General features: G+C 40.1%; 25 protein-coding genes and 1 tRNA gene. 23 read left to right on the top strand and 3 right to left on the bottom strand.

What is annotated here, in order from left to right; translation table 11 throughout:
- Positions 1-233 precede the first annotated feature (233 nt).
- The 4 genes from VRHSUH10_RS04345 (at position 234) to VRHSUH10_RS04360 (ending at position 4,398) form a co-directional block, all read left to right on the top strand.
- Positions 234-1,511 (top strand): ammonium transporter, encoded by a 1,278-nt coding sequence (locus tag VRHSUH10_RS04345; protein WP_105089595.1) that lies wholly within the window; start codon positions 234-236, stop codon positions 1,509-1,511.
- 105 nt (positions 1,512-1,616) lie between these two features.
- The gene (locus VRHSUH10_RS04350; RefSeq protein ID WP_105086369.1) at positions 1,617-1,979 is read left to right on the top strand and encodes a P-II family nitrogen regulator; all 363 of its coding nucleotides are present in this window, start codon (positions 1,617-1,619) and stop codon (positions 1,977-1,979) included.
- Between the two features lie 290 nt (positions 1,980-2,269).
- Positions 2,270-3,883 carry a membrane biogenesis protein AsmA gene (locus tag VRHSUH10_RS04355; protein WP_105089596.1) on the top strand — a complete coding sequence of 538 codons (1,614 nt, stop codon included), beginning with the start codon at positions 2,270-2,272 and terminating at the stop codon, positions 3,881-3,883.
- A 119-nt stretch (positions 3,884-4,002) separates the two neighbouring features.
- Positions 4,003-4,398, top strand: coding sequence for a hypothetical protein (locus tag VRHSUH10_RS04360; protein WP_105089597.1), 396 nt, complete (start codon positions 4,003-4,005; stop codon positions 4,396-4,398).
- Positions 4,399-4,535: 137 nt separating this feature from the next.
- Here VRHSUH10_RS04360 and VRHSUH10_RS04365 read toward each other — a convergent pair whose 3' ends face one another.
- Positions 4,536-5,282: a copper amine oxidase N-terminal domain-containing protein gene (locus VRHSUH10_RS04365; RefSeq protein ID WP_105089598.1), complete on the bottom strand. Its 747-nt coding sequence runs from the start codon at positions 5,280-5,282 to the stop codon at positions 4,536-4,538.
- 300 nt (positions 5,283-5,582) lie between these two features.
- On the opposite strand from VRHSUH10_RS04365, the gene queF reads away from it, so the two are divergent.
- The 17 genes from queF to VRHSUH10_RS04450 all read left to right on the top strand — a co-directional run bounded on the left by queF (position 5,583) and on the right by VRHSUH10_RS04450 (position 21,077).
- The gene (gene queF, locus VRHSUH10_RS04370) at positions 5,583-6,080 is read left to right on the top strand and encodes a preQ(1) synthase (RefSeq protein ID WP_005387511.1); all 498 of its coding nucleotides are present in this window, start codon (positions 5,583-5,585) and stop codon (positions 6,078-6,080) included.
- Positions 6,081-6,120: 40 nt separating this feature from the next.
- A complete protein-coding gene (locus tag VRHSUH10_RS04375) occupies positions 6,121-6,942 on the top strand; it encodes a hypothetical protein (RefSeq protein WP_233187075.1) in 822 nt (273 codons plus the stop codon).
- A gap of 213 nt (positions 6,943-7,155) precedes the next feature.
- On the top strand, positions 7,156-8,070 hold the full coding sequence (gene cysK, locus VRHSUH10_RS04380) for a cysteine synthase A (protein ID WP_105089600.1): 915 nt from the start codon (positions 7,156-7,158) through the stop codon (positions 8,068-8,070).
- A gap of 102 nt (positions 8,071-8,172) precedes the next feature.
- The gene (gene epsC / locus VRHSUH10_RS04385; RefSeq protein WP_005387517.1) at positions 8,173-8,781 is read left to right on the top strand and encodes a serine O-acetyltransferase EpsC; all 609 of its coding nucleotides are present in this window, start codon (positions 8,173-8,175) and stop codon (positions 8,779-8,781) included.
- 264 nt (positions 8,782-9,045) lie between these two features.
- A complete protein-coding gene (locus VRHSUH10_RS04390) occupies positions 9,046-9,480 on the top strand; it encodes a DNA starvation/stationary phase protection protein (protein ID WP_005387520.1) in 435 nt (144 codons plus the stop codon).
- A 50-nt stretch (positions 9,481-9,530) separates the two neighbouring features.
- Positions 9,531-9,621 (top strand) — tRNA-Ser (locus VRHSUH10_RS04395).
- 191 nt (positions 9,622-9,812) lie between these two features.
- Positions 9,813-10,274, top strand: coding sequence for an IS200/IS605 family transposase (gene tnpA, locus VRHSUH10_RS04400; RefSeq protein WP_005380067.1), 462 nt, complete (start codon positions 9,813-9,815; stop codon positions 10,272-10,274).
- 306 nt (positions 10,275-10,580) lie between these two features.
- The gene (locus VRHSUH10_RS04405; RefSeq protein ID WP_105089601.1) at positions 10,581-11,333 is read left to right on the top strand and encodes a hypothetical protein; all 753 of its coding nucleotides are present in this window, start codon (positions 10,581-10,583) and stop codon (positions 11,331-11,333) included.
- A 19-nt stretch (positions 11,334-11,352) separates the two neighbouring features.
- On the top strand, positions 11,353-12,615 hold the full coding sequence (locus tag VRHSUH10_RS04410; RefSeq protein WP_105089602.1) for an Nramp family divalent metal transporter: 1,263 nt from the start codon (positions 11,353-11,355) through the stop codon (positions 12,613-12,615).
- Between the two features lie 296 nt (positions 12,616-12,911).
- Positions 12,912-13,514: a hypothetical protein gene (locus VRHSUH10_RS04415; RefSeq protein WP_105089603.1), complete on the top strand. Its 603-nt coding sequence runs from the start codon at positions 12,912-12,914 to the stop codon at positions 13,512-13,514.
- A complete protein-coding gene (locus tag VRHSUH10_RS04420; protein ID WP_105089604.1) occupies positions 13,492-14,235 on the top strand; it encodes a YaaA family protein in 744 nt (247 codons plus the stop codon). Before VRHSUH10_RS04415 ends, VRHSUH10_RS04420 begins: the two co-directional genes overlap by 23 nt.
- Positions 14,236-14,239: 4 nt before the next feature.
- The gene (gene hydE, locus VRHSUH10_RS04425) at positions 14,240-15,358 is read left to right on the top strand and encodes a [FeFe] hydrogenase H-cluster radical SAM maturase HydE (protein WP_105089629.1); all 1,119 of its coding nucleotides are present in this window, start codon (positions 14,240-14,242) and stop codon (positions 15,356-15,358) included.
- 92 nt (positions 15,359-15,450) lie between these two features.
- Positions 15,451-16,116, top strand: a complete 666-nt coding sequence (locus VRHSUH10_RS04430; protein WP_105089605.1) for a hypothetical protein — start codon at positions 15,451-15,453, stop codon at positions 16,114-16,116.
- Positions 16,117-16,250: 134 nt separating this feature from the next.
- A complete protein-coding gene (gene fusA / locus VRHSUH10_RS04435) occupies positions 16,251-18,317 on the top strand; it encodes an elongation factor G (RefSeq protein WP_060925032.1) in 2,067 nt (688 codons plus the stop codon).
- A gap of 355 nt (positions 18,318-18,672) precedes the next feature.
- Positions 18,673-19,149, top strand: coding sequence for a YhcH/YjgK/YiaL family protein (locus VRHSUH10_RS04440; RefSeq protein WP_060925033.1), 477 nt, complete (start codon positions 18,673-18,675; stop codon positions 19,147-19,149).
- Between the two features lie 4 nt (positions 19,150-19,153).
- Positions 19,154-20,047 (top strand): DMT family transporter, encoded by an 894-nt coding sequence (locus VRHSUH10_RS04445; RefSeq protein WP_105089606.1) that lies wholly within the window; start codon positions 19,154-19,156, stop codon positions 20,045-20,047.
- 88 nt (positions 20,048-20,135) lie between these two features.
- Positions 20,136-21,077 (top strand): DMT family transporter, encoded by a 942-nt coding sequence (locus VRHSUH10_RS04450; protein WP_105089607.1) that lies wholly within the window; start codon positions 20,136-20,138, stop codon positions 21,075-21,077.
- A 52-nt stretch (positions 21,078-21,129) separates the two neighbouring features.
- On the opposite strand, the gene VRHSUH10_RS04455 is transcribed toward VRHSUH10_RS04450, so the two are convergent.
- Together VRHSUH10_RS04455 and VRHSUH10_RS04460 are read right to left on the bottom strand one after the other, a co-directional pair.
- On the bottom strand, positions 21,130-21,447 hold the full coding sequence (locus VRHSUH10_RS04455) for a Fic family protein (protein ID WP_316062022.1): 318 nt from the start codon (positions 21,445-21,447) through the stop codon (positions 21,130-21,132).
- Positions 21,387-21,575, bottom strand: coding sequence for a hypothetical protein (locus VRHSUH10_RS04460; RefSeq protein WP_060925036.1), 189 nt, complete (start codon positions 21,573-21,575; stop codon positions 21,387-21,389). Before VRHSUH10_RS04460 ends, VRHSUH10_RS04455 begins: the two co-directional genes overlap by 61 nt.
- Before the next feature lie 135 nt (positions 21,576-21,710).
- Between VRHSUH10_RS04460 and VRHSUH10_RS04465 the strand changes: the two genes are divergently transcribed.
- Both VRHSUH10_RS04465 and VRHSUH10_RS04470 read left to right on the top strand, forming a co-directional pair.
- Entirely contained in the window at positions 21,711-23,006 is a 1,296-nt protein-coding gene (locus VRHSUH10_RS04465) for an amidohydrolase (RefSeq protein WP_105089608.1), read from the top strand.
- A 177-nt stretch (positions 23,007-23,183) separates the two neighbouring features.
- Positions 23,184-24,428, top strand: coding sequence for a M20 family metallo-hydrolase (locus VRHSUH10_RS04470; protein WP_105089609.1), 1,245 nt, complete (start codon positions 23,184-23,186; stop codon positions 24,426-24,428).
- Positions 24,429-24,482: the final 54 nt, after the last annotated feature.

Consider the following 24,482-nt stretch of genomic DNA (forward strand, 5'->3'; position numbering starts at 1 on the left):
TTAAACATTTAAAAGGGCACTCATAACGAGTGCTCTTTTTTATATAATTAGTGTATTTCATAGAAATCTATGGAGCTGAAAATAAAATTCTATAGAATTTATTGACATGAATAGAAATGTAATATAGGATGTATGTAGTGATGTTTATTACTACAATAAAATAGTTAGGTAACGGTGCCTTGCATGCAGAGTTTCTGCGAGCAAGGCGCTTTTTGTATGGAAAGGAGTATCTTATGGTCAATATGATTGATACGGGCAACACAGCATGGGTCTTGTTGTGTGCTGCTTTAGTATTCTTTATGACACCTGGTTTAGCGTTGTTTTATGGTGGGATGGCGCGTAGTAAAAATGTGCTAGGTACGATCATGCAGAGCTTCTTTTTGATTGGTGTCATCTCTGTTGAGTTTATTTTGATTGGCTATACGCTAATTTTTGGTGATGATCTACATGGCATCATCGGTGACTTTAGTAAATTTGGCCTTGGTGGTGCGGAGACAGCCGTCTTAAGTGATACACATATTCCTGAGCTTGCCTTTGTAGCATTCCAATGCATGTTTGCTGTTATCACACCAGCCATCATGAGTGGCTCTATTACAGGGCGTATGCGCTTTGCCCCCTTTGTAGTATTTGCTTTGCTATGGTCTATCTTTGTATATAATCCGGTGGCCCATTGGATTTGGGGCGGTGGCTTCCTCAGTGATTTAGGCGCATTAGACTTCGCCGGAGGACTTGCGATTCACGTGTTATCCGGTGTGTCTGGTTTGACCTTGTGTATGCTGCTAGGCCGTCGTCGCGGCTATGGACGCATGCCTATGCTGCCTCACCACTTGCCGATGACAATTCTTGGGGCCGCTATTCTATGGTTCGGTTGGTTTGGCTTTAATGCAGGATCTGCTCTTGGCGTAGGATTCCTTGCGGCTAATGCAGTGTTAACTACACAAATCTCTGCAGCTGTTGGTATTGTGGGATGGGTGCTAGTAGAAATGATGCACCGCGGTAAACCTACTGTATTAGGGGCTGCCTCTGGCGGTGTATCTGGCCTTGTAGCCATTACACCAGCGGCAGGCTTTGTAATGCCTATGGCGGCCATTATAATTGGCTTTGTAGGTGCTGTTGTGTGTTATCTTGCTGTCGCAATTATTAAAAACCGCCTTGGTTACGATGACTCTCTTGATGCATTTGGTATTCATGGCGTAGGTGGCACGTGGGGCGCTATTGCTACAGGTTTATGGGCTACCACAATGATTAATCCTGATGGGGCCAATGGTTTGTTCTATGGCGGCTCCTTATTAGGCCCTCAATTACTTTCACTTGTTACTGCCTATGTATTTGCCGTTCTAGGTACATTTATACTATTTAAAATCGTCAGCGCCTTTATGGATATGCGCGTTAGCATTGGCTCTGAATCACTTGGCATCGATATTAGTGAACATGGCGAAGGTGCTTATAATCAATCTGAATTTAAAAGCTCAGGGCGATTTATTTCGTCCAATCAAACGTCATTGTTATGATTTGTGATAGATACATAGTAAGGTACAATTGGATGTATATATGCTGTAATTGGTGAAAGTTAGGTTATATAATGCGTACTTCTGTACCACATAGGAGATAGATATATGAAACGAATGAAAAAGGTAGATATAATCGCTCGTGCAGAGCAGCTAGAGGATTTAAAAGAGGCGTTAAACAAGATTGGTATTCAAGGCATGACGGTGTCACAAGTCTTTGGCTGTGGCTTACAAAAGGGCCATACCGAAGTATATCGGGGCCAACAATATGATGTGAATTTAATTCCTATGGTAAAAGTTGAAACCGTTGTGTGTGATGTGCCTGTGGATCTCGTGATGGATACAGCACGTAATACATTACAAACTGGTGAAGTAGGGGACGGTAAAATTTTTGTATACGATGTAGAAGACGCGATGCGTATACGGACAGGTACAAGAGGCACCAAGGCCGTAACCGACGACGAAGCATGATAAATGAATACTAAAATAGAAAAGAGACGAGGTTTACCCTCGTCTTTTTTCTGTTTAACTCTTTTCGAGTAATGCTTCATATCATTATTATTATCAGAGTTTAGGAATATATTTTATTTTAATGGGACACCTTTGTAACAAACGTTATGAAATGAGTGGTCTATACATAATGAGCGACTTAGCTCGCTTTGGAGCGAAGTTGTATAGACCACTCATTTCAATATACCGGCCGCTACGTTTTAGGGCCCCATTAAAATAAAATTATAAATGCATCATGATATAATAATGCTATGAAACATTACATACGTTCCTATTGGACAAAATATAAACAATTGTATAAGAAAGGTCTAAAAGGCATTGCTGCTTTTCTTGCCATTGGAGCGATTATTTTCTTTGTATTGGCTACGATAGCGAGTCGTGGGATGGGCGTTATCTTCAACGAGGTTATGGCTCGACAAACGATGATGCGTGGTTCTGTAACCGTAGAGAGCTTAACTGCAACGCCGTGGGGGACATTATCCTTTACCGATTTGGTGTGGAAGGATCCAGAAGGTCGTGAATTACTGACCGTTCCAAGTGGTAAGATTCGCGTTAATATGTGGGACGTAGTCACTCGTAACTTTAAGGCTTCTGCCATAAACGGGATCGAGTTAAATGATGCGACCATTGTGGTCGATTTGGACGATGATAACCGGCTCGACTTCGTACCTGCCTCGCCAGATGTGAATAAGCCTCTCGATGAGGTAGAACCGCGTCCTAAGCCGCCTAAAAAGACTACGCAAGATCGGCAAGAGGAATTGGCGAAGAAGGTTCGTAATTTTAATTGGGAAGGCCAACATTTGGACCTTACCATTACACTTAGAAATAATCAGTTAGAAATCTTTCAGAAAAATCGTCACTATGTGATGAAGAATGTAGAGGCTAAAATTCATCTTGATAGTAAGCGCGCTATTCGCGTTGATATGGAAACTGGTAAGTTTGGTGGAACCGCTATTGGTGATGGAATGACACTAAAAGGACGCGTTGATTTAAAGGATGTGTTGAAGCATCGCATGCCTCAACTGGATTTACAGTTTGATGTGAAAGGCGTAGACCCAGCATCCCTTGGTTTTGGCGATAATATTCACGATGCTATGACCTTGTTGACAAAGGTAACAGGTGATTTTAATCGACCGTTGGCTAAAGGCCGTGTAACGATGCCTATTTTACGTATTCCTGCGCTTACCTTTGAAAACGTCGTGGGTGATGTAACGTACCAAGATGGCATTTTAAATTTTGAAAATGTTAATGCTAATGTATACAGTGGCAAATTAGAGGCAAAAGGGGTATACAATTTAGATACAAGAGCCTATACGATTACAGGTGTAGCTAAGGATTTAGATAGTAGCGAAGCCCTTAAAACACCTGAGTTCGTCGTTCCTGTATCGGCTAATTTGAACTTTAAGAGCGAAGGGAAGCCTCGTGATATGGAGGTATGGGGGAATTTCTGGTCTGGTGAAGGCCATTATATGCTCATTCCAATTAAAAATATTACAGGAAACTTTCACAATAAGGGGCGTCATTTATCCTTTAGTGATGTGACAGTTAATACGAATATTACGACCATTTCCACAGATGCGTTGCGCATCGATAATGGGCAGCTCACCATGGGGCCTCTCAACATTACATCCCATGGGGGCAGTAATTTTATCCTCTATGACGAGTCCTTCGATGAGATTGATGAGAACATGGATCGGATTAAAGTTGGGATGAAGCAAGCTGGTGAAAATAGTAAGCGTGCCTCTGATTCAGCTAAAGGTATAGATAGTATCAAGGTTCCCGATGATGTAAAAGAATCTGTTGGTGATGTAAAACGCCAAATGAATGAGGTGAAAGATGCTTTCAAAGGTATCAAAATAAAGTGATAAATGAAATATAAATGATATTAACTCTCTTTCATTGTGCATTTATTTAGATGGTTTATAATAAATCTCCGTTATCATAATTTTTGATAAAATACTTTTGTGTTATTTGGAGGTTTTTTATGAAAGCATCAAAACAATTCTCTATCGTTTTGGCCGCAGCTGTACTTGCTTTTGGCGCTGTTACAGTAGCACCACAACAAGCAGACGCTTCTTATGGCTACAAATATACTGATTCCCAACGTCCGCCAGTATCTACTCCAACAGGTTATGTTAATCCAGCTATGGGTTCTACAGTAACTGTTACAAATCCTGCACCTACTACAAATAAATTGACTACTCCTAAAGCTAGTACTACTATTGAAAACATTACTGTGACTAATGTTGCACCAAAATACTCTGATTACAATGATATTGCAGCATACTCTCTAGCAGTAGCTGACTATTTCATGGCGAAGATCATGGCTATATATGGTAGTGGTAATACGGCACTTAACCGTTATGGTTTTGGCAGATAATATAGTCATCAAATTTAGTAAAACTAATTTCGAATAATTATATATGCTATATAATAAAAAGGTCCCGTATGGGACCTTTTTATTTGCATAAATTTTTTAATGCGTTGAGAGCTTGCTCAACAATCTCTTAATTTCGGTTATCGATCTAATCCGTTAGCACGTTGGTATTCAGATTTGTCTGTAGATTGAGCTTGATCATCTGTAGTTACAGTATCTTTAGCTAAGGATTTCTTAATTTTAATAAGAGGTTTTTCTGTAGCCTTTGGATCTTCTTTTTTCTTTACATCATTTTGAGCTGGTGGCAAGAATGTGTTGAGTTCATTCTTGTGAGATACCTCTGTGTTTGTAGTAGATGCTAATTGTGCACGTTGAGGGGCGATGAAGATTTCATCCTTTGTAATTTTTACATCGTTCAATAATAATTTGAATACTTGTGGTTTTACAAAGATAGTACCATCTACCTTGCGAGCTGTAGGCAAGAAGGATTCGGAAGTATCAAGGTTAATGATTTTTAATTTACCATGACGGACAACTTCTGCAGAATCTGGTTGGATTGCCAGTGTAGCAATGTTCATGTCCACTAATGCTGTTTTAGTAGGCTCATCCCATGCCACCTTATAGCCTAAAGCTTCAGATACTTGGCGTAATGCTACGAGTGGCTGACCATCTACATAGATTACATTTTGTTGACCGTTGATAGGTTCAACCACTTTACCATCTACATTGATATGATGAGCAGTTGTAACAGATGCCGGTTTTTCAAGGTTCATAGCTGGACCTGGATTCTCCATGCCAATAGCCGCTTGTGCAGGTTGTGCCGTGCCAAATGTGAAAGCTAATGCACCTACAGCGATGCTAGATAAAATAAGCTGTTTTAATTTCATAAGTGACCTCCATAAGGTATTATATCGTTCTGAATAAACTAACATTACCAAATGTATATGAATATTTTATTATAAATTTTAATTTTACACAATCTATATGTGAGCGCAATATAATTGAACTAGAGTATGGGGATAGGATAGTTTATGCAGAGACATAGGATGAACTGGTCATTTAACTATAGTCTGAAATCGTTTATCTCTATAAGTAGTGTATTCTTTTGTATGCTATAATTAAGTATTACATGAATTATTCAATATATTTAATTATAGAGTTTTAGAAGATATAGAAAGAGGTTCCTTATGGCATCCGGCAGATCTGAAAAAGAGTTACAAGGGGTAACGATGTTAGGTCACAAGACCGATTACCCAACTGATTATGCACCACAGGTATTAGAGGCATTTGATAACAAGCACCCAGACAACGATTACTTCGTTAAGTTTAATTGTCCTGAGTTCACTAGCTTGTGTCCTATGACAGGTCAACCTGACTTTGCCACAATCTATATTTCTTATGTACCAGATAAGAAAATGGTTGAGTCCAAGTCTTTGAAATTGTATTTATTTAGCTTCCGTAATCATGGGGACTTCCACGAAGATTGCATCAATATCATCATGAAAGACCTCATCAAGTTGATGGATCCTAAGTACATCGAGGTATGGGGCAAGTTTACACCACGCGGTGGTTTGTCCATCGATCCATACGCAAACTACGGCAAGCCTGGTACAGAGTGGGAGAAGACGGCAAAAGAGCGCCTTCATTTTCACGACATGCAGCCTGAACGCGTAGCATACCGTTAATATGGTATATGAATATATAACAATGGGCACATCGTTCATAATGTTTTTTATGATCGGTGTGATCTTGTCTATTCACCCTGCATCCATAATCGTAGGGGAGCATACACAGTTGTCACATCTTAGCAGATGGACTCGGTGGAATGGGTATCTTATTTTTATATTGACCCTATTTATCGTGGATGTACTCATAACAAATGGCATATATGCTGCATTTTATGATGTGTATGGTAATTTATCGTCTTTGAGTGAGCTAACATTTGACCCGATGGCGATATTCTTTAGTGAAAGCTTCCAAATAGGCGTTGTTTTCGTCTTTGTTTTAGTTTTGTTACAAGTGTTAGGCCTCGTCGATTTGGCTCATGGTGAAAGAAACTTATCATTTCATTATGACCAACTACATCAAGGCAAAGAGCAACCTTCCTGGATGGAGCGGTACATGGCCCGTGAAAAGGGCGGGTTGGGCTTAGCTTTTGTAGGATTGCTTTACATGATGCGGATGACCATGAGAACTATGTGGCCTTATATTATATGCCTTGTGTGGTTCAAGCTTATAGCTATACTCACTAATGTGTTACTTTCACCAGTCATCAATCGATTAATGCATGTTGAATTGATGGCATCAACGCATATCATATTGGACCCTTATGTAGCGACATATTTGATAGTAGGATTTCTATGGGGTTATGTAGCACTGCACTATGACATAGACAAGGCTTATAACGTAGCGAATAGTACTGTGATAGCCATCATTCCACGGCTTACCGTTATAATAGGGGCAGTCATCTTTATTGGGCTTGCGCTAGCTATTATTATGGTGCCTATTACCTGGAATGTGGTGGTAGACACGTTGACAAAGCTATAAATAAACCTAGTTATTTCCTGTATTTTTAGGGTTTTAAAAGCGGTTCTCATTCTCTTGACAATGCATAGATGCAGGTGATAGAGTATGAGTGTATTTATGAGAATACACAAATGGTTATATCCAGTGTATAGAGAATAACAAGGTGAAATTCATATCGTCCTTGGGATGTTCCTGAGGACGATTTTTATCATCTATCGCCAAAAGGAGGATCAGATGAGCATAGTCACAAATCAAACAACTGAACTGATTGGTAAAACTCCGGTATATCAATTACCAAACACCAATATCTATGTAAAACTTGAAAAATATAATGTAGGCGGTTCTGTGAAAGACCGTGCTGTACTTGGCATGTTGCAAGACGCTAAGGAAAAAGGACGCCTTCACGAAGATAGCATTATCGTTGAAGCTACAAGCGGTAATACAGGCATTGCTCTTGCCATGGTGGGCGCTATCTTGCATATTAAAACTGTTATTATTATGCCTGAAAGCATGAGTAAAGAACGCCGTGAACTTATTAAGGCCTATGGTGCACAGCTCATATTAACGCCGAAAGAAACGGGGATGAGAGGTGCTCTTGAACGCGCTAATGAAATTTTAGATAAATATCCAAATGCTTTCACATTGGGCCAATTCGTAAACCCTGCAAACCCAGATATGCATTATCGTACAACTGGTGCTGAAATCGTAGAACAAGTGCCAAATGTAGATGTATTCATAGCTGGTATCGGTACTGGGGGGACTTTCACAGGCGTTGCAAAACGTTTGAAAGAACATAATCCTAACTTGAAAGCCATCGCCGTAGAGCCAACAGGTTCTCCAGCCATTACGGAAGGTAAGGGCGGCCCTCACAAAATTCAAGGCATTGGGGCAGGCTTTATTCCTGAAAACTTTGATCAAAGCTTAATGGACGGTGTACAAACTGTAAGCGATGAAGAGGCTTTCAGCGAAGTGCAAACCTTTATGCGTGAAAGCGGTGTTTCTATTGGCCTTTCCTCAGGGGCTGCTATCGTTGCGGCAAAGCGTATTGCGCGGGAAGAGCCAAAGGCTAATATTGTGGTGATTGCGCCAGATGGGGTAGAAAAATATTTATCCCTTTTGGACTTCGCCAATAATGAATATGTAAAGTAACGGATTTCGCATAGATAAAGCATCTTATGTATAGGAATACATACCACATATGTTGTATACTATATATTATATATGAGTAGAGTTATTTGAGATGGAGTCGCTATGATACAAGGTTTACGCGAATTATGGGGCAAAATTCAATATAATATTAAGCGCGTAATGGATTCTGACCCGGCAGCAACGAATGTGTGGATGGTCATTTGGACATACCCGCATATTACAGCCTTGTTTTGGCATTTCTTTGCGCATCGCCTCTATAAGGCGGGTTGGCCAACCTTGGCTCGTCGTGTAGCACTTCATTCTCGTCACGTAACCGGCATTGAAATCCATCCAGGTGCTACCATCGGTCGTGGTTTATTTATCGACCATGGCATGGGTGTCGTTATCGGTGAAACGGCAATCGTAGGGGATAATGTGACCTTGTTCCACCAAGTGACGTTAGGCGGCATGTCTTCTAAAAAGGTAAAACGTCATCCGACCATCGAAGACGAAGTGCTCATCGGTACAGGCACGAAAATCTTAGGGGATATTACTATTGGGGCGCGTACTAAAATCGGTTGTAACCTCGTTATCAAACACGATATCCCTAAAGATATGGTTATCTTTGAAACGGATCCGGAAAATATGTATGTCCGTAAACCTCGTCGTACTAATAATGGCCAGGCAGAGGAAAAGAAAATTCCTGACGATTACATAGAATACTATATTTAATATAGTGTAATAAAACCGCATATAATATAGAAGGATAGAACCTCTAACTATTAGTTGAACCAGTAGTTAGAGGTTTTTTTATAAAAATATTCAAAAAAATCGATTTAATGTATTGACAAGGAAAATCATTATTGATAAAATAAGTCATGTAATCAATACTGATTACAAATTAGATAAACGAATTGATGGCATAGAAGCCGACTGGGTTTATTCTAGATTTTGAATAAACTATATTTGAGAATTAAAAGAAAAAGGAGAATTACTATGAAAAACTTACAGCAAGTAAACCAATATTTAGCAGATCTTTCCGTATGGAACGTAAAATTACATAACCTACATTTCAACGTAACAGGTCCACAATTCAAATCCATTCATGAATATTTGGAATCCATCTATGATGAAGCGTTTGAATACTTCGATGCAGTAGCAGAACACGTGAAAATGCAAGGTCAATTCCCATTGGTTAATTCTGCAGAATACGCTAAATTGACTAAAATTGAAGAATTGGGTCAAGAAGATATCCCTCAAGCGAAAGTAATTGAAATTCTTCTTAAAGACTTCAAATACATGAATGATCAAGCTGTAGCAATCCGTGCAGCTGCCGATGAAGAAGGTGACTTCTTGCTCGTAAGCATGATGGAAGATCACGTTGCATACTATGTAAAACAAATCTGGTTCATTGAATCCATGTTGAAATAATACGATTGACAATGCCTTATTGGGTATGATATGATTACCCAGTAAAGCATGGAGGATTACTCAAGAGGCTGAAGAGGACGGTTTGCTAAATCGTTAGGGCGGGTTACCGTCGCTAGGGTTCGAATCCCTAATCCTCCGCCATGCTGAGACCTCACATCACGCGATGTGAGGTCTTTTTGTTATTGTCTTTAGACTGGTTCGCGACGTAGTCGCGAATCATTAAACCACCCGCTATGCGGGTGCGGCAACGAAAGTTATACAAAAAAATCACCTTGCTTAAGTATAATGTAGGTGTTCAAGCCGCATTATATGCAAAAGAAAGGTGATTTTATATGGCAACAAAGACACAGAGCCTTGCGCACACAAAATGGTTATGCAAATACCACATAGTATTTACACCTAAGTATAGACGTAAAGTTATATATAATCAATACAGAAATAGTTTACGTGAAATATTGAGACGTTTATGTGAATATAAGGGCGTCAAGATAATAGAGGGGGAGCTTATGGCTGATCATGTGCATATGCTAGTATTAATCCCACCTAAAATATCAGTATCATCTTTTATGGGATACTTAAAAGGGAAAAGTGCACTAATGATGTTCGATAAACACGCAAACTTAAAGTATAAATTTGGAAATAGACACTTTTGGTCCGAGGGGTATTATGTTAGTACGGTAGGTTTAAATGAGGCTACAGTAAAGAAATATATACGTGAGCAAGAGTTACATGACCAAATGAAAGATAAACTTAGTGTAAAAGAATATGAGGACCCTTTTAAGGGTAGCAAGTAATACACATCCCCTTTAAGGGGAACGTTACGAGTCAATGGCTATGCGGCTTGAACGTAGTGAAAGCCAGCGCCTTTAGACGCTGGCCTAGTACTACGGGCTTATAGCCCGTGAGCAAACCACCCGTTTTACGGGTGGTTCTGATTTATTGTGGAATTTACTGGGTATAGACCTAAAGGTGTAAGGGCTCAAGTGAGCCTGAGGTCTTATAAATATTGATTTATACAGGTGTGTAAGGTTATAGAGTTGACGTATGATAAGGGGTTTCATATAATAGATTGTATCAAATGTAATTTTAAGGAGACTCTTATGAATACAAAATATACACGTCACATACATTTACTTCGTCGCACTGTTGGTATCGGTGCATTATGTCTCGTTGCTTCTGTTGGTTTTGTTCATGCTGAAAGCATTTCTATTCCAAGTGCACGTCCTATGGTAGATGGGGTGAGTGCTGATGTAGAAACTGTTAGTAGCTCTAGCAAAGCACAACATCACGTGAGTGCAGGTGTGATTACGCCAAGTGATTGGACGTATACAGCATTACAAACATTAGTTAAGCACGGTGCTATTACAGATACACATGGTTTTGTCTTTGATGGCAATACAAGCTATACAAAGGATGAACTCATGCCTCTTATCGATGAAGTTGTAACTAAACGGGAGCAAATGAACGATAACGACCGCCAATATGCATTGCGTATTTATCAAGAAAATATGCGTGATGTAATGGATTATCGTATTGCTCGCGATAAGAAGGTTACGCAAGAGCGCCGTCAAAAATTAGACGAAAAACGTGCTGAAAAAGCTAAGAAATCTGGTAAAACATACCAAGTATCTAAATCGCAACAAGAGGCTTTAGATACAGCTAATGACGAAGTGGCAAAACCAGAAGAGCGCGCTTTAACTGATGAACAAATCAAAGAAAAAATGAAGAAGTTCAAAATTGATGACTCTCGCGTTAAAGTAAATAATAATGTGCGTATCCGTTATACAGGTGGTAAGGATACAAAATCTAAAACCGATGCTCGCATGCAAACGGAGATGACTTTCACTCTATAACCCTATTTAAGGAGTTATAATGATTGATTTTTTAAAGAAACAGCTGTTTACCGTCCACCAAAACGGTAAGCAACAGGTGAGCGAGGTCTTTAAATACATAGGGCCTGGCATCATCGTCACAGTTGGGTTCATCGACCCTGGCAATTGGGCGGCCAATCTAGCTGCTGGTGCTAGTTATGGCTATGAACTATTGTGGGTAGTTACGCTATCTACGATTATGCTCATTTTATTGCAACATAACGTGGCCCACTTAGGCATTGTACGAGGGCAATGTTTATCCGAATGTGCTTATGAATTCTTGCCGCGTTATGTATCTCGATTCGTATTGAGTACGGCGGGCATTGCAGCGGCAGCAACGGCACTGGCCGAGTTTATCGGTGCAGCTATCGCATTGAAAATGCTTTTTGGCATTCCTCTTTTGATAGGCAGTATCTTGACGGCTGTAATCTGTACCATTATGCTCATTACCAATTCCTATCGGAAGCTAGAGCGCATCATTGCAGGATTCGTATCCCTCATTGCGTTGGCGTACCTCGTAGAGGTCAATATGGTCAATGTAGATTGGGCGGCAGCTGGTATAGGTTGGGTAGATCCTAAGGTTCCTAATGAATCGATGCTCGTTATTTTGAGTATCTTAGGGGCTGTTATTATGCCTCACAATTTGTTCTTGCACTCAGAAATCATTCAAAGTCGCCAGTTCAACACACAAGATCCTTCTGTAATGAAGCGCCAATTGCGTTATGAATTTCTAGACACCCTATTATCTATGGGTATTGGCTGGATGATTAACTCTGCCATGATTTTATTGGCGGCGGCAGTGTTCTTTGCTCATGGCATTGAAGTAACGGAGCTTGAACAGGCTGAGGAGTTGTTACGACCTCTCATTGGACCTGCAGCAGGTACAATCTTTGCTATCGCATTGCTCTTTGCGGGCTTTGCATCGTCTGCTACGGCAGGTATGGCAGGGGCGAGTATCTTTGCCGGTATGTTTGGTGAGTCTTACGATATGAAAGACTTCCATACAAGATTAGGCTTGGCACTAACATATATTCCAGCATTGCTTTTGATTGTATTCGTTACTGATTCATTCCAAGCCTTGTTAATCTCTCAAATGTTCTTGAGCTTGCAATTGCCTATTACGATTTTCTTGCAGCTATATATGACTAGTAGCCGCAAGGTAATGGGGCAATATGCGAACCATACATATACGAATGTGCTATTATGGGGCATTGGTATTGTGGTAACCGCTATGAACATCTACCTACTCTATGTAGGCGCATAACATATAAGCTTATAGTAGGTGTATAATACACAATCTCATATTTGCATGAAGCTAGTAGACTAGTCGTAAGGCTGAGAAGATAATCGAATCGTTAGCTCATAATGTAAAGCTAATAATGATAGAGAAAAAGACCGCGTTGGCGGTCTTTTTTCATATTCGGTTATGTATATTGATTATGTAAAAAGCGTATCCAAGAATACCCATGTGGGCTATAAAATATGTTACAATTAAAGATAGTATAAATCTGTAGGGAGAATTCCCTCACCAGTGTAATAGATAGAAATTAGGAGGACCTAATGGCAGACGAAGTAAAAGTACAAGATGCAATGCAATCTGATTTTAGTGTTGTAGTAAACGACATTGCAGAGGAATTATTAACGCGCCTAAATATGGATGAGGATGGCTCTGTTATCGACATGTTCCAAACAGGTTCTTTTGATCCTTGGCAATTATTCGTGTTCTTTGGCGCTTTAGAAAAAGCTCTCGTTGATTTTAGAACTGATAAACGCAAGAAAACAGTTATTGTTCACGCCCAACCTGAGGCTCTTATCGGCATTGGTCGTGTGGTAACACCTGTATCTACTATGCTCGAGCATGTGTTGATGTCTCGTTTGAACGACATGAGTGAAGGTCGTTTGGAAACTGGTATGCTTACAGTATCTGCTGGCAGCATCGACTACGAAGGTGTTAATCTAAAAGGCCGTCACGTTGTGATCGTATGCGACCTTGTAGATGATGATTCTGATTACCTCAAAGAATGCATTAATTTATGTAAAGAAATGAAAGCTAGCCATGTAGTGGCTGTGCCTCTTATGTTGTGGAATCCTGAGTTGATCGACAATTTGACAGAGGAAACTATCAAGGCGGAATTATCCCATGAAAATCGTCCTCTCTCCTAGTAAGACAAAAACGATTACTACTGTTGGCAGTGATGGGGCAGTACATAGTGCAGTTCAGGACGGTCAATTTCAACCGCACATTACGCAAGACCTTGTAAAACATGTACAGTCCCTAGATGTGGCGGCCCTTGGTAAGGCTTTGAAACTCAAGGATGATAAGGCACAGGCGTTCTTTGATTTTTACCAAGACTTTAAGTCCCATCCTGTTGGGCATGCTTGTGAAAGCTACGATGGTATTGCTTTTAAATATTTGAACTGGTCGAATTTGTCTGAAAAGGCTAAGGCCTTTGGTGAAAGCCATCTTGTTGTGATGTCTGCCTTGTACGGCGTTGTAGAGCCTATGATGGGCGTACGCGATTATCGACTAGATATGGTCGATAAGGTAGGTATTAATTTATACGATACGTGGCGCGAAACGGTGGATGCATACTTTCACAAGGAAGATTGGATCCTCAATCTAGCGTCTAAAGAATATGCGAAAATGGTGAACCATCCAAAGGTGGTAACTATTGAATTTTGGGAATTGCGAGGAGACACATTTAAACAGATGAGTACGTCCTCCAAAATGAGTCGTGGCATGATGGCTCATGCATGTTTGATGAAGCAAGTGAAACATGTACGAGATTTGCCCCGTGAAATTAATGGATTTATCTGTGTTACAGATATTGAATCCATTACCATACCAAGCGAATCGATGACGATTCGTTATGAAAGGAAGTGATTGTTTGCAAGTGCAAGATATTCTCGGGAAAGACCTCGTTGGCGATGAATGGCTAACAGAGGATGAGCTAAGATTTCTCATGTCTGTAACTGATGAAGAACAGTTGCAGTTAATATATAAAAAGGCTTACGAAGTAAAGGCGAAATATGTACAACCCGTAGCGTACTATCGTGGCCTCATCGAGTTCTCGAACCGATGCATCAAAAACTGTAATTATTGCGGTATTCGTCGTGAAAATGATAAGACGGAACGCTTTGATATGAATCGTGAAGATATTATCAAGATGGCACAGTGGGCCTATGACCATGAATATGGTTCTATTACGCTCCAATCTGGTGAACGCTGTGATGATGTCTTCGTTGATTATGTGGTGGATTTAATTCGCGATATTAAAGCCATCGGCGATGGTTCTCTAGGCATTACGATGTGCGTAGGGGAACAAAGTGAAGAGGCGTACCGCCGCATGCGTGAAGCCGGTGCTAGTCGTTATTTATTGCGCATTGAAACAACAAATAAAGAACTGTACCATAAAATTCATCCTCAAGATGAATTGCACTCCTTTGAAACGCGCGTTGAATGCTTACGTAGCTTGCGCCGCGTAGGCTTCCAAGTAGGTACAGGCGTCATGATAGGTTTGCCTGGTCAAACTGAAGAAGACCTAGTAAATGATATCTTGTTCTATCGTGACATGGATATTGACATGATTGGCATGGGACCTTATGTGGTACATCACGATACGCCGCTAGGCCAAGAAGCATTAGCTATGGGCATCGATGATGAAGCTGGTAAATTGCGCCGTATTCAATTAGGCCTTAAGATGATTGCGTTAACCCGTCTGTTCTTGAAAGATGTCAATATTGCAGCTACTACGGCATTACAAGCTTTGGATAAACTAGGCCGTGAAAAAGGCCTTGCTGCAGGTGCCAATATTTTGATGCCTATCATTACCATTCCGGAACATCGGGCAAAGTATTTGCTATATGATAACAAACCTTGTGTAGATGACAATGCAGACAAATGTAAAGACTGCTTAACGCGCCGCGTTATGTCCATCGGTGATACCGTAGGTTGGAAGCAAAATGGTGACTCCAAACATTACGGCAAGCGTACGGGAGAGTTTTAGTTTTCTCTGTGTAGCTAATTCATTGATTCTATTATAAGTTTTGGGGTAGTTTTACCTATATATAGATGGGGCCCCATTACATGAGGTGTATTATGAAGACAAAATGGTATTCTGATTTTTGGCGGTTGTTTGTGAGTCCTTTTAGCGGCGGTATTGATCAAGTTGTACAATCGGGGACATTGCAAAAAGGATTCTGGGGCACTGTATTTCTGTGGGCTATTCCATATATTATATTAGCTTTATTTGGGACTATGCTAATTCCATTTCTCCCTCATAATGAATTTACTGGTTTAACCTATTTACTCGGTATCGGTGCCAGCTTTATGTTCATCTTTGCATGGCTTATTTGTATCGGCTGGTCCTTTGTGGTGGTGGCCATCGGTTCCTATGTATATAACTGGGTTATCACTAAGATGGGTGGTACCGACAATGTACAAGCTATTATGAAAGTTAGTTGGTATCTACAAGGGTATGGCGTACTATTATTTAGTATTGGTTATACGATAATCTTGGTTTTAATGGGCATGTTAGGTTTAGCATTCGATAGTAGGGCTTTTGCTGGTGTCATCTATTTTGTAGGAACAATAGCCTTATTTGTTATATCCATTTGGGTATCCTTAGAACTTATGGCAACACAAGTAATGCTTACTAAAATGAAAGTATTCATTGCTAGTATCTTAACGTCCATAATCTTCGCTATAATTTGGGCACTTTTCATGGCACTTCTTAGTGGCTGTGCCTCTTTAATGGGTAGATAATACTGATTTATAAATTAATATTAATAAAGAGTCCTCTTTTTTTGATAAATTTTTTCGGAAAAAGAGGACTTTTCTATTTGGGTGTCGAAATGTATTAGCAAAAGCCGTAATTTGCCATTAAGGAGGCGATTCCGATGAAAGAGTACAGTAGTGATAAAATTAGAAACGTTGCTGTTGTTTCCCACGATGGTGCAGGTAAAACAGCTCTTGTTGAATCCTTGTTGTTAACCTCTGGTGCGGTTGATTTCGTAGGTAAAGGCCAAGACAATAAACATATTATGGACTTTGAACCTGAAGAAATTAAACGTAACGTAACAATTCAATTGGGCATGGCTCCATGTGAATGGCATGACCACAAGGTTAACTTCGTAGATACTCCAGGCTATAATGAATTCCATGGCGAAGTTCGTGCCGCTTTGCGTGCGTGCGATGGTATGTTAATGGTACTATCCGCCACATCTGGTGTAGAAACTGACACAGTTCGCGCTTGGGATTATGCAGTGGAATTACAAATGCCACGCATGGCATTTATCAATAAAATGGATGTTGATGGTGCCGATTTCTTCGGTACTATTGAAAGAATGCGGGAATTATTTGGTAAGGGCATTATGCCATTGCAGATTCCTATCGGTGAAGGCGCCAACTTTGAAGGCGTCGTAGACGTAGCAAAAATGACTGCGTTTACTTACAAGGACGGCCAACCAACAGAGATTGCTGTACCAGCTCACCTTATCGAAAAGGCTCAAGAAATTCGGGAAATGACCGTAGAAGCCGCGGCTGAAGGTAGCGATGAATTGTTGGAAAAATATTTAGAAGGCGAAGAATTATCCTTAGAGGAAATTCGCCAAGGCTTGCGTGAAGGGATGATTAGTGGCCGTGTGTGCCCAATCATGTGTGGCAGTGCCACATCTCGTATTGGCCTAGATCAAGTATTGGATCGTATGATTCGTTACATGCCGGATGCAACTAAAAAAGTGATGACCGCAACTGATGCGGAAACCGGCGAACAATGTGTAGTACATGTAGATAAACCTTTAACTGCATTCGTATTTAAAACATTGTTAGACCCATTCGCAGGCAAACAAAGCTTTGTACGTATCTTCTCTGGTGAACTAAAAGAAGGCGATCGCCTTTATGATGTAAACCAAGGTGTAGAAGAAAAATGGGGCAAGATGGTTACCCTTATCGGGAAGCAACAAATCCCTGTATCTGCCGCTAAAGCTGGCGATATCGTAGTGATACCGAAATTAGCTAATGCTAAAACTGGTGATACTTTAACTGCTCCTGACTTTAAAGTAACATACGATGCTATCCGATTCCCTCAACCTCTATACACAGTGGCATTAGAACCTGTGAAAAAAGGTGAGGAGGAAAAATTAGCTGGTGCTGTTCTAAAAGTAGCAGAAGAAGATCCTACTTGTGTAGTAGTGAAAAATGCTGAGGCCCGTCAACTACAAATCGATTGTATGGGCGAGGTTCATCTCGAGCATATCCTCAACAAAATGGATCGTAAATATGGCGTACAAGCTAAACTTGTGACTCCATACATTCCATACCGCGAAACCATTAAAGGCTCCGCTGAAACCGAGTCTAAATATAAGAAACAAAGTGGCGGTCATGGTCAATATGGTCACGTTAAGATTCAAGTGGACCCATTATATGATGGTAGCGAATTTGCGTTTGTAGACAAAATCTTTGGTGGTGCTGTACCTAAACAATACATACCAGCAGTGGAAAAGGGTGCCAAAGAAACCCTAGATAAAGGCTTAATTGCGGGATATCCTATGATTGGCGTGCAAGTGACACTCTTGGATGGATCTTACCATAGCGTAGACTCCTCAGAGTTAGCATTCAAAGTAGCTACGTCACAGGCTATCAAGGATGTAATTCCTAAGGCGAAACCAGTCCTATTAGAACCAATCTATGAAGTTAACGTGTTTGCGCCAGATGCTTTCATGGGCGACATCATGGGTGATTTAAATAGCCGTCGAGGTCGTGTATTAGGCATGGAACAAAGTGAAAGAACAGGTATTTCTGTTGTTAAAGCTCAAGTACCATTGGCTGAAATGGCCGACTATGTGACAGCATTGCGCTCCATCACTCAAGGACAAGGCGTATTTAACCGTCAGTTCTATACTTATGAAGAGGTTCCACATAAGCAAGCGGAAGAAATTATCGCTGCTCGTAAGACTCAAGAATAAAGTAAGACCATGTCCACGTACTGTATCAAATACAGTTAGAATCACTACAACTGAATAGATAATTGCATATCGTAACAACTTAATAGCATAACAATTGACGTAAGTCATAAATTTGAATAGTATTTTACACGAGCCCTCCATATATGTAGCGTATGGAGGGCTTTTACTATATTTGAAATAGATTAGGATAGAGCTTAATCGATACCGGAGAATATGGGGACCTAATCATTGGTATGTATAGATGCAGTGGAAATCATAGAATTGCTAGTCCTTTATGTATATATGTGCTAACATTAAGATAATATAATTGCTTATGTATCGTGTGTTATTTCCATATATCGGGAAAGGATCATATATGTTTTTCTCTAGCATTACTGCAGATTATACAAAAATGGGTTATCCTAAAGCCATCGTACGAGCTTTAGATTTCTTAAAAAATACAGATTTGAAAGCATTGCCAGGCGGTCGTCATGCCATTGAAGGGGACATGATGTACGCCAATGTAGACGATGTAGAAACAAAATTGTTTGAAACTACAAAACCTGAGTCTCATCGCAACTATGTAGATATTCAATTCATGGTAGATGGGGAAGAAAATATGGGCTTTTTCGTAGATAAAGGCCTCGTAAAGCCTGTGGAGTCTTATCCAGATCGTGATTGCTATTTCTACCCAAACGAAGCTGTTGATGAAGGACATATCCACTGTCCAGAAGGGTACTATACAGTATTCTTCCCATCTGATATCCATAGACCACTATTAGCTGTTAATGATAAGCCTATTAAAATTCGCAAGGTTGTTGTAAAAGTACATGTAGATCTCTTAGGCGACTAATCCTATGAAGCGATATGAAATTATAGGTGTCTTACTAACCCTATTAGGTGCTGTTTTATGGGGCGTATCAGGTGCTTCAGTACAGTTCTTAAGTAACTTTAGGGATATGAACTTGGAATGGCTAGTCACCATGCGATTAATTACAGCAGGACTATTGACTGTTATCTATGCATGGTTTAAATATGGTAATTCTATCTTCCATGTCTTTCGTAGTTTAAAAGATACAGCAGGCCTTATCGTTTTTGGCGTATTTGGCATGGCTTTATGCCAATATACATACTTTAAATCCATTGCTTTAGCAGGGGCCGGTATTGCGACGGTGCTTCAATACTTGGCGCCATCAATGATTATTATTTATATGCTTGCCCGTTATGGTAAACGTCCTTCTAAAGGGGAGATTATTTCTGTTATATTGGCCTTGGTAGGTACGATTTGTTTGATGGGGAATGATGGCTTTTCTTTTGAAAGCTTCCCTCTTGCAGTGCTTATGTGGGGCCTCTTGTCGGCTGTAGGCGTCGCTGTATATAGTGTTTCTCCCGTAGATTTACTATATAAATATGGGACCTTACCGATTGTAGGCTTTGGTATGCTCCTCAGTGGTATTGTGGCGGCTATCTTGTTCCACCAACCAAATTCGTATGCCTTGTGGGATGTATGGACAGTTATTGGCTGTTTCAATGTTGTCTTTCTTGGGACCATTGTATCCTTTAATGCTTATTTAGAAGGTGTTAAACGAATAGGTGCAGTACCAGGATCCATCTTGTCGTCTATTGAACCGATTTCGGCGGCTTTCTTTGGATGGGCATTTTTAGACAACCAATTTAGTGCATTAGGGCTAATTGGCATGGCCATGATCATTGCTACTGTTATTATAATTGCTCTAGAAAAACGTACATAGTTTGAGGTCTCTTTGCTGGATATTGCGGTTTAGAGGCCTCTTTGTTATGATTGTACATAATATAAAAGTAGTTGTGATAGGAGGTTGTATGGAGAAAAAACAATGGAAAGGTATGGCCCTTGCCATTTTAGGTGCCCTATTTTGGGGGCTATCAGGCACATCTGTACAATTCCTAGAAAATGCAAAGCATATCAATGTGGAGTGGCTACTAGAAGCGCGTTTGCTCATAGCAGGTATATTGACGATAGGACTTGCTTATATAAGGGATGGTAAGCGTATTTTCTCTATCTTTACAGAACCTAAGGATATAGGAAAATTATTAGTATTTGGTATTTTAGGTATTGCTTTATCTCAGTACTCATATTTCAAGGCCATTGCCATTTCAGGCGTCGGTATTGCTACGGTCCTTCAATATGTTGCGCCTACGCTGATCATTATCTATTTGTTTTTGAGATACTTTAAAAAGCCATCTGTACCAGAGTTTTTCTGTATTGTATTAGCCTTAGTGGGAACACTCTGTATCGTCATGCAAGAAGGGCTAGATGTTTCAAACTTTAATGTGCTTGCTTTATTCTGGGGGCTTGTATCGGCAGCTAGTATCTGTGTATATACATTGCAACCTATTGAGCTATTAAAGAAATATGGCACTACATCCATTGTGGGCTTTGCCATGTTTATCTGTGGTATTTTATCTTTAGCTATGTTTCAACAAGTAGAATCGGAAGCCCTCTGGGATGGCATGACCTGGTTAGGATTATTCGCCATCATCATACTTGGTACGGTCGTATCCTTTAATGCTTATATGGAAGGGGTTAGACTCATTGGTGCTATACAAGGCTCTATACTTTCATCATTAGAACCAATCTCAGCAGCAATCTTTGGATGGGTATTGCTAGGGAATCGTTTTACGCTGGTCGGTATTTTTGGCATGATTTGTATCATTGCAACCGTATTCATTATCGCTTGGGATCGACACCGTCAAATCAAACGAGAAGTACTAGAAAAACTGAATAAAGTAGAAATGAAATAAACAAACGAAAACACATATACCATGAGGTATATGTGTTTTTTGTAATCAAATGTTATATTTTTTCTAATATTTTCTCAAATAATAGTTCTAGTTTCTGTAAGTCGCCATGTACGGTTCCGTCCATATAGGTATTATATACAGTATCATCTTCAGAAACACGAATTTGAGCTTTATACCCCTTTGATAATGCTAATACTCGAATAACTTCACGTTGTGTGCGACCATTACCTTCCCTAAATGGATGAAAGAAATTTAGGCAATCTAAGATTTTAGCTAAGTTCTTAATTATACTTTCTTTTGTATTGGTTCTTAGCCAATTTGTAGTTCCTTCCTTCTGTTTGTAACATAATTTTTTAATTCTAGAACTGATTCAGTTGTAGGAGTGAAGTCTTCAATCATAGATGAACCTACGGCATACCAAACTGCATCAAAGTCCTCATAATTATCAAATTGTACATCTAAAATGGTGAGTTTTTCTTTATTAACATTTAATGTCATAGGCACCTTCTTTGTTACTATTATTATATCATAGCTAGTCTCTTTATATTGTATACATGACCTATTTGGTTGACTATTTACTTATCTATTCATATAGTTAATATATAAGTACTAATTAATTTTTAGGAGGTTCCTATGTCTGTAAAAGATTTCGTACAACAACGCCGCGATGATTTTATCGCTATGCGTCGAGATTTTCATATGTATCCAGAGCCAGCTTGGCTCGAATATCGTTCTGCCGCTAAAGTAGCTGAAAAGCTAATTGCTTTGGGTTATGATGTGGCACTCGGTGCAGAAGTGCTTGATTTAGATTCTCGTATGGGCTTGCCTAGCGAGGATGTTATGAAAGCAGCAATGGCTCGTGCTATGGATGAAGGTGCTGATCCTGAACTAGTAGAGAAGATGGGCTATGGTAAAACAGCTATTGTGGCAACTATGAAGTTTAGTGATGATGGTCCTGTAGTAGCGTTCCGTGCAGATATGGATTCCAATGATGTAATCGAATCTAAAGCATCTAACCATATTCCTGCTAAGAATGGTTTCCGTTCCCGCCATGAGAAGGCTATGCATGCTTGTGGTCATGATACACATATGACAATGGGCCTTGGCCTTGCTGAATATATTGCTACACATAAGGATGGCTTGAAGGGTACTATTAAACTAATCTTCCAACCAGCAGAGGAAGGCGTACGTGGTGCTAAAGCGATGGTAGAGGCTGGCGTAGTAGATGATGTTGACTTGATGTTCGGCATGCATATTGGATTTAATGAAAATCTATCCAATTGTTTTGCGTGTAGCGACCATGGTTTCTTAGCGACAACAAAACTTGATGCGGTGTTCCGCGGTTATTCTGCTCATGCTGGAGGCTCTCCAGAAAAAGCACAAAATGCTATGCTTGCAGGCTGTACAGCCGTTATTAACTTACAAGCCATTGCTCGCCATAGTGGGGGCGCATCTCGTATGAATGTAGGCGTTTTTGAAAGTGGTACAGGTCGCAATGTTACTCCTGATGTAGCGACACTTAAATTAGAAACTCGTGGTGCTACTACAGAAATCAATGATTACATGATTGAACGTACTAAAACGATTATTAAAGGTGCTGCAGAAATGCATGATTGCACCTTTGAAATTACAAAACAAGGTGAAACTCCTGCAGGACGTATTAGCGATGATTTAGCTCGCGAAGTACAATCTATCATTGAACCATTAGGTATCTTTAAAGAAGTTCCATTCGATTATAGCGGCGGTGGCAGTGAAGACTGTGCCTATTTCTTAAACCGTGTTATTGATCGTGGTGGTCGAGCAACCTATATGGTATTGGGCTCAGCTATTAAAGCACCTCATCATAATCCATTATTCGATATCGACGAAGAAGATATGCTAAATGGTATTGTTGCATTAGGTACTATTGCAACTCACTATTTAAAATAAGAATTATTGACTGATAGATTAATTTCTAAATAGTGATTCGATATATCTATGATATAGATCATAGTTATTCTGTAGTACTAGTAGAATGGATATGGTATACAGTTGCCAATATGTATGATATTCAATTGATACCATATAATTTATCAGTAATTGATGTATTCGATTGTGAGGTGTTATATGATTCAACGAGAGCGTTTAGCTAACGATTTTGAAGCTATGTCACAGTTTACTGGACCTGGTGAAGGCATTCATCGTCTTGCTTTTACCGATGCAGACTGGGCAGGTCGCCAATATATTATAGATCGCATGATTGATGCGGGACTAACTGTTGAAACGGATGGATTTGGCAATGTCATTGGCTATAAGCTTGGTAAGAATCCAGAATTACCAGTAGTCATGGTTGGTTCTCATACGGACAGCGTGCCTAATGGGGGCAATTATGATGGTGTTGTGGGTGTATTATCTGCTATCGAAGCGGTTCGCAGTATGATTGATGATGGTTTTGAACATGACCATACCATTGCAGTAGTAGACTTTATGTGTGAAGAGTCTAGCCGCTTTGGAGCAGCCACATTGGGTAGTAAAGCTATGCGCGGTGAATTGACATTACAAGATTTACATCGCTTAGTAGATAAACAAGGCATTTCCTTGTATGATGCATTGAAAGAGCGTAATTTAAATCCAGATGCTATTGAGCATATGGAATATAAGAGACCTGTAAAGTCTTTCACAGAAATTCATATCGAACAAGGTAAGGTGTTAGAGCACGAAGCGAAACCTATCGGCGTTGTAACTGGTATTGCCGCACCAGAACGGTTCTATGTAACCATTCGTGGTAATGCCGATCATAGCGGTGCTACACCGATGAACTTGCGCCATGATGCGCTCTGTGGGGCGTCTAAAATTATCCTTGGCATCGAGGAAATCGCCGCTATGCAAGAGGAGCCTCCAGTAGTTGGCACAGTCGGTGTTGTTGAGGTTATGCCAGGAGCGATGAACGTCATTCCTGGAGCGGTGAAGCTAGGAATAGATATTCGCAGTATTTCTAAGGTGGCCCGTGATTCTGTAGTTACCCTCATTAAGGAATTTATTGATGTTATTGCAGAGAAACGAGGCTTATCCTATACGATTGAGCCTATCGCACAGGATCATCCTGTAGCGATGCATCCGGCCATGATTCGAGAAATCGAAGAGGCTGTTAAGTCTGTAGGTGTAGACTATATGACCATGCCAAGCGGTGCTGGTCATGATGCTATGCACTGGGCCGATGATGTTCCAACTGGGATGATTTTTATCCCATGCCGCGAAGGTATTAGTCATAATCCAGCTGAATTTGCGGAAATGGATGACATCGTTACAGGCGCTAAGGTATTGGATACAGTGCTTAGAAAACTTAGTTTAGAAACTACAAAACTTGTGTAAGTAGAGATATCCGTTGATATCAGATTGTGTAAAAGTGTATTTCAAATTTAAGAT

Source organism: Veillonella sp. T11011-6, from assembly GCF_002959755.1.
GTDB lineage: Bacteria > Bacillota > Negativicutes > Veillonellales > Veillonellaceae > Veillonella.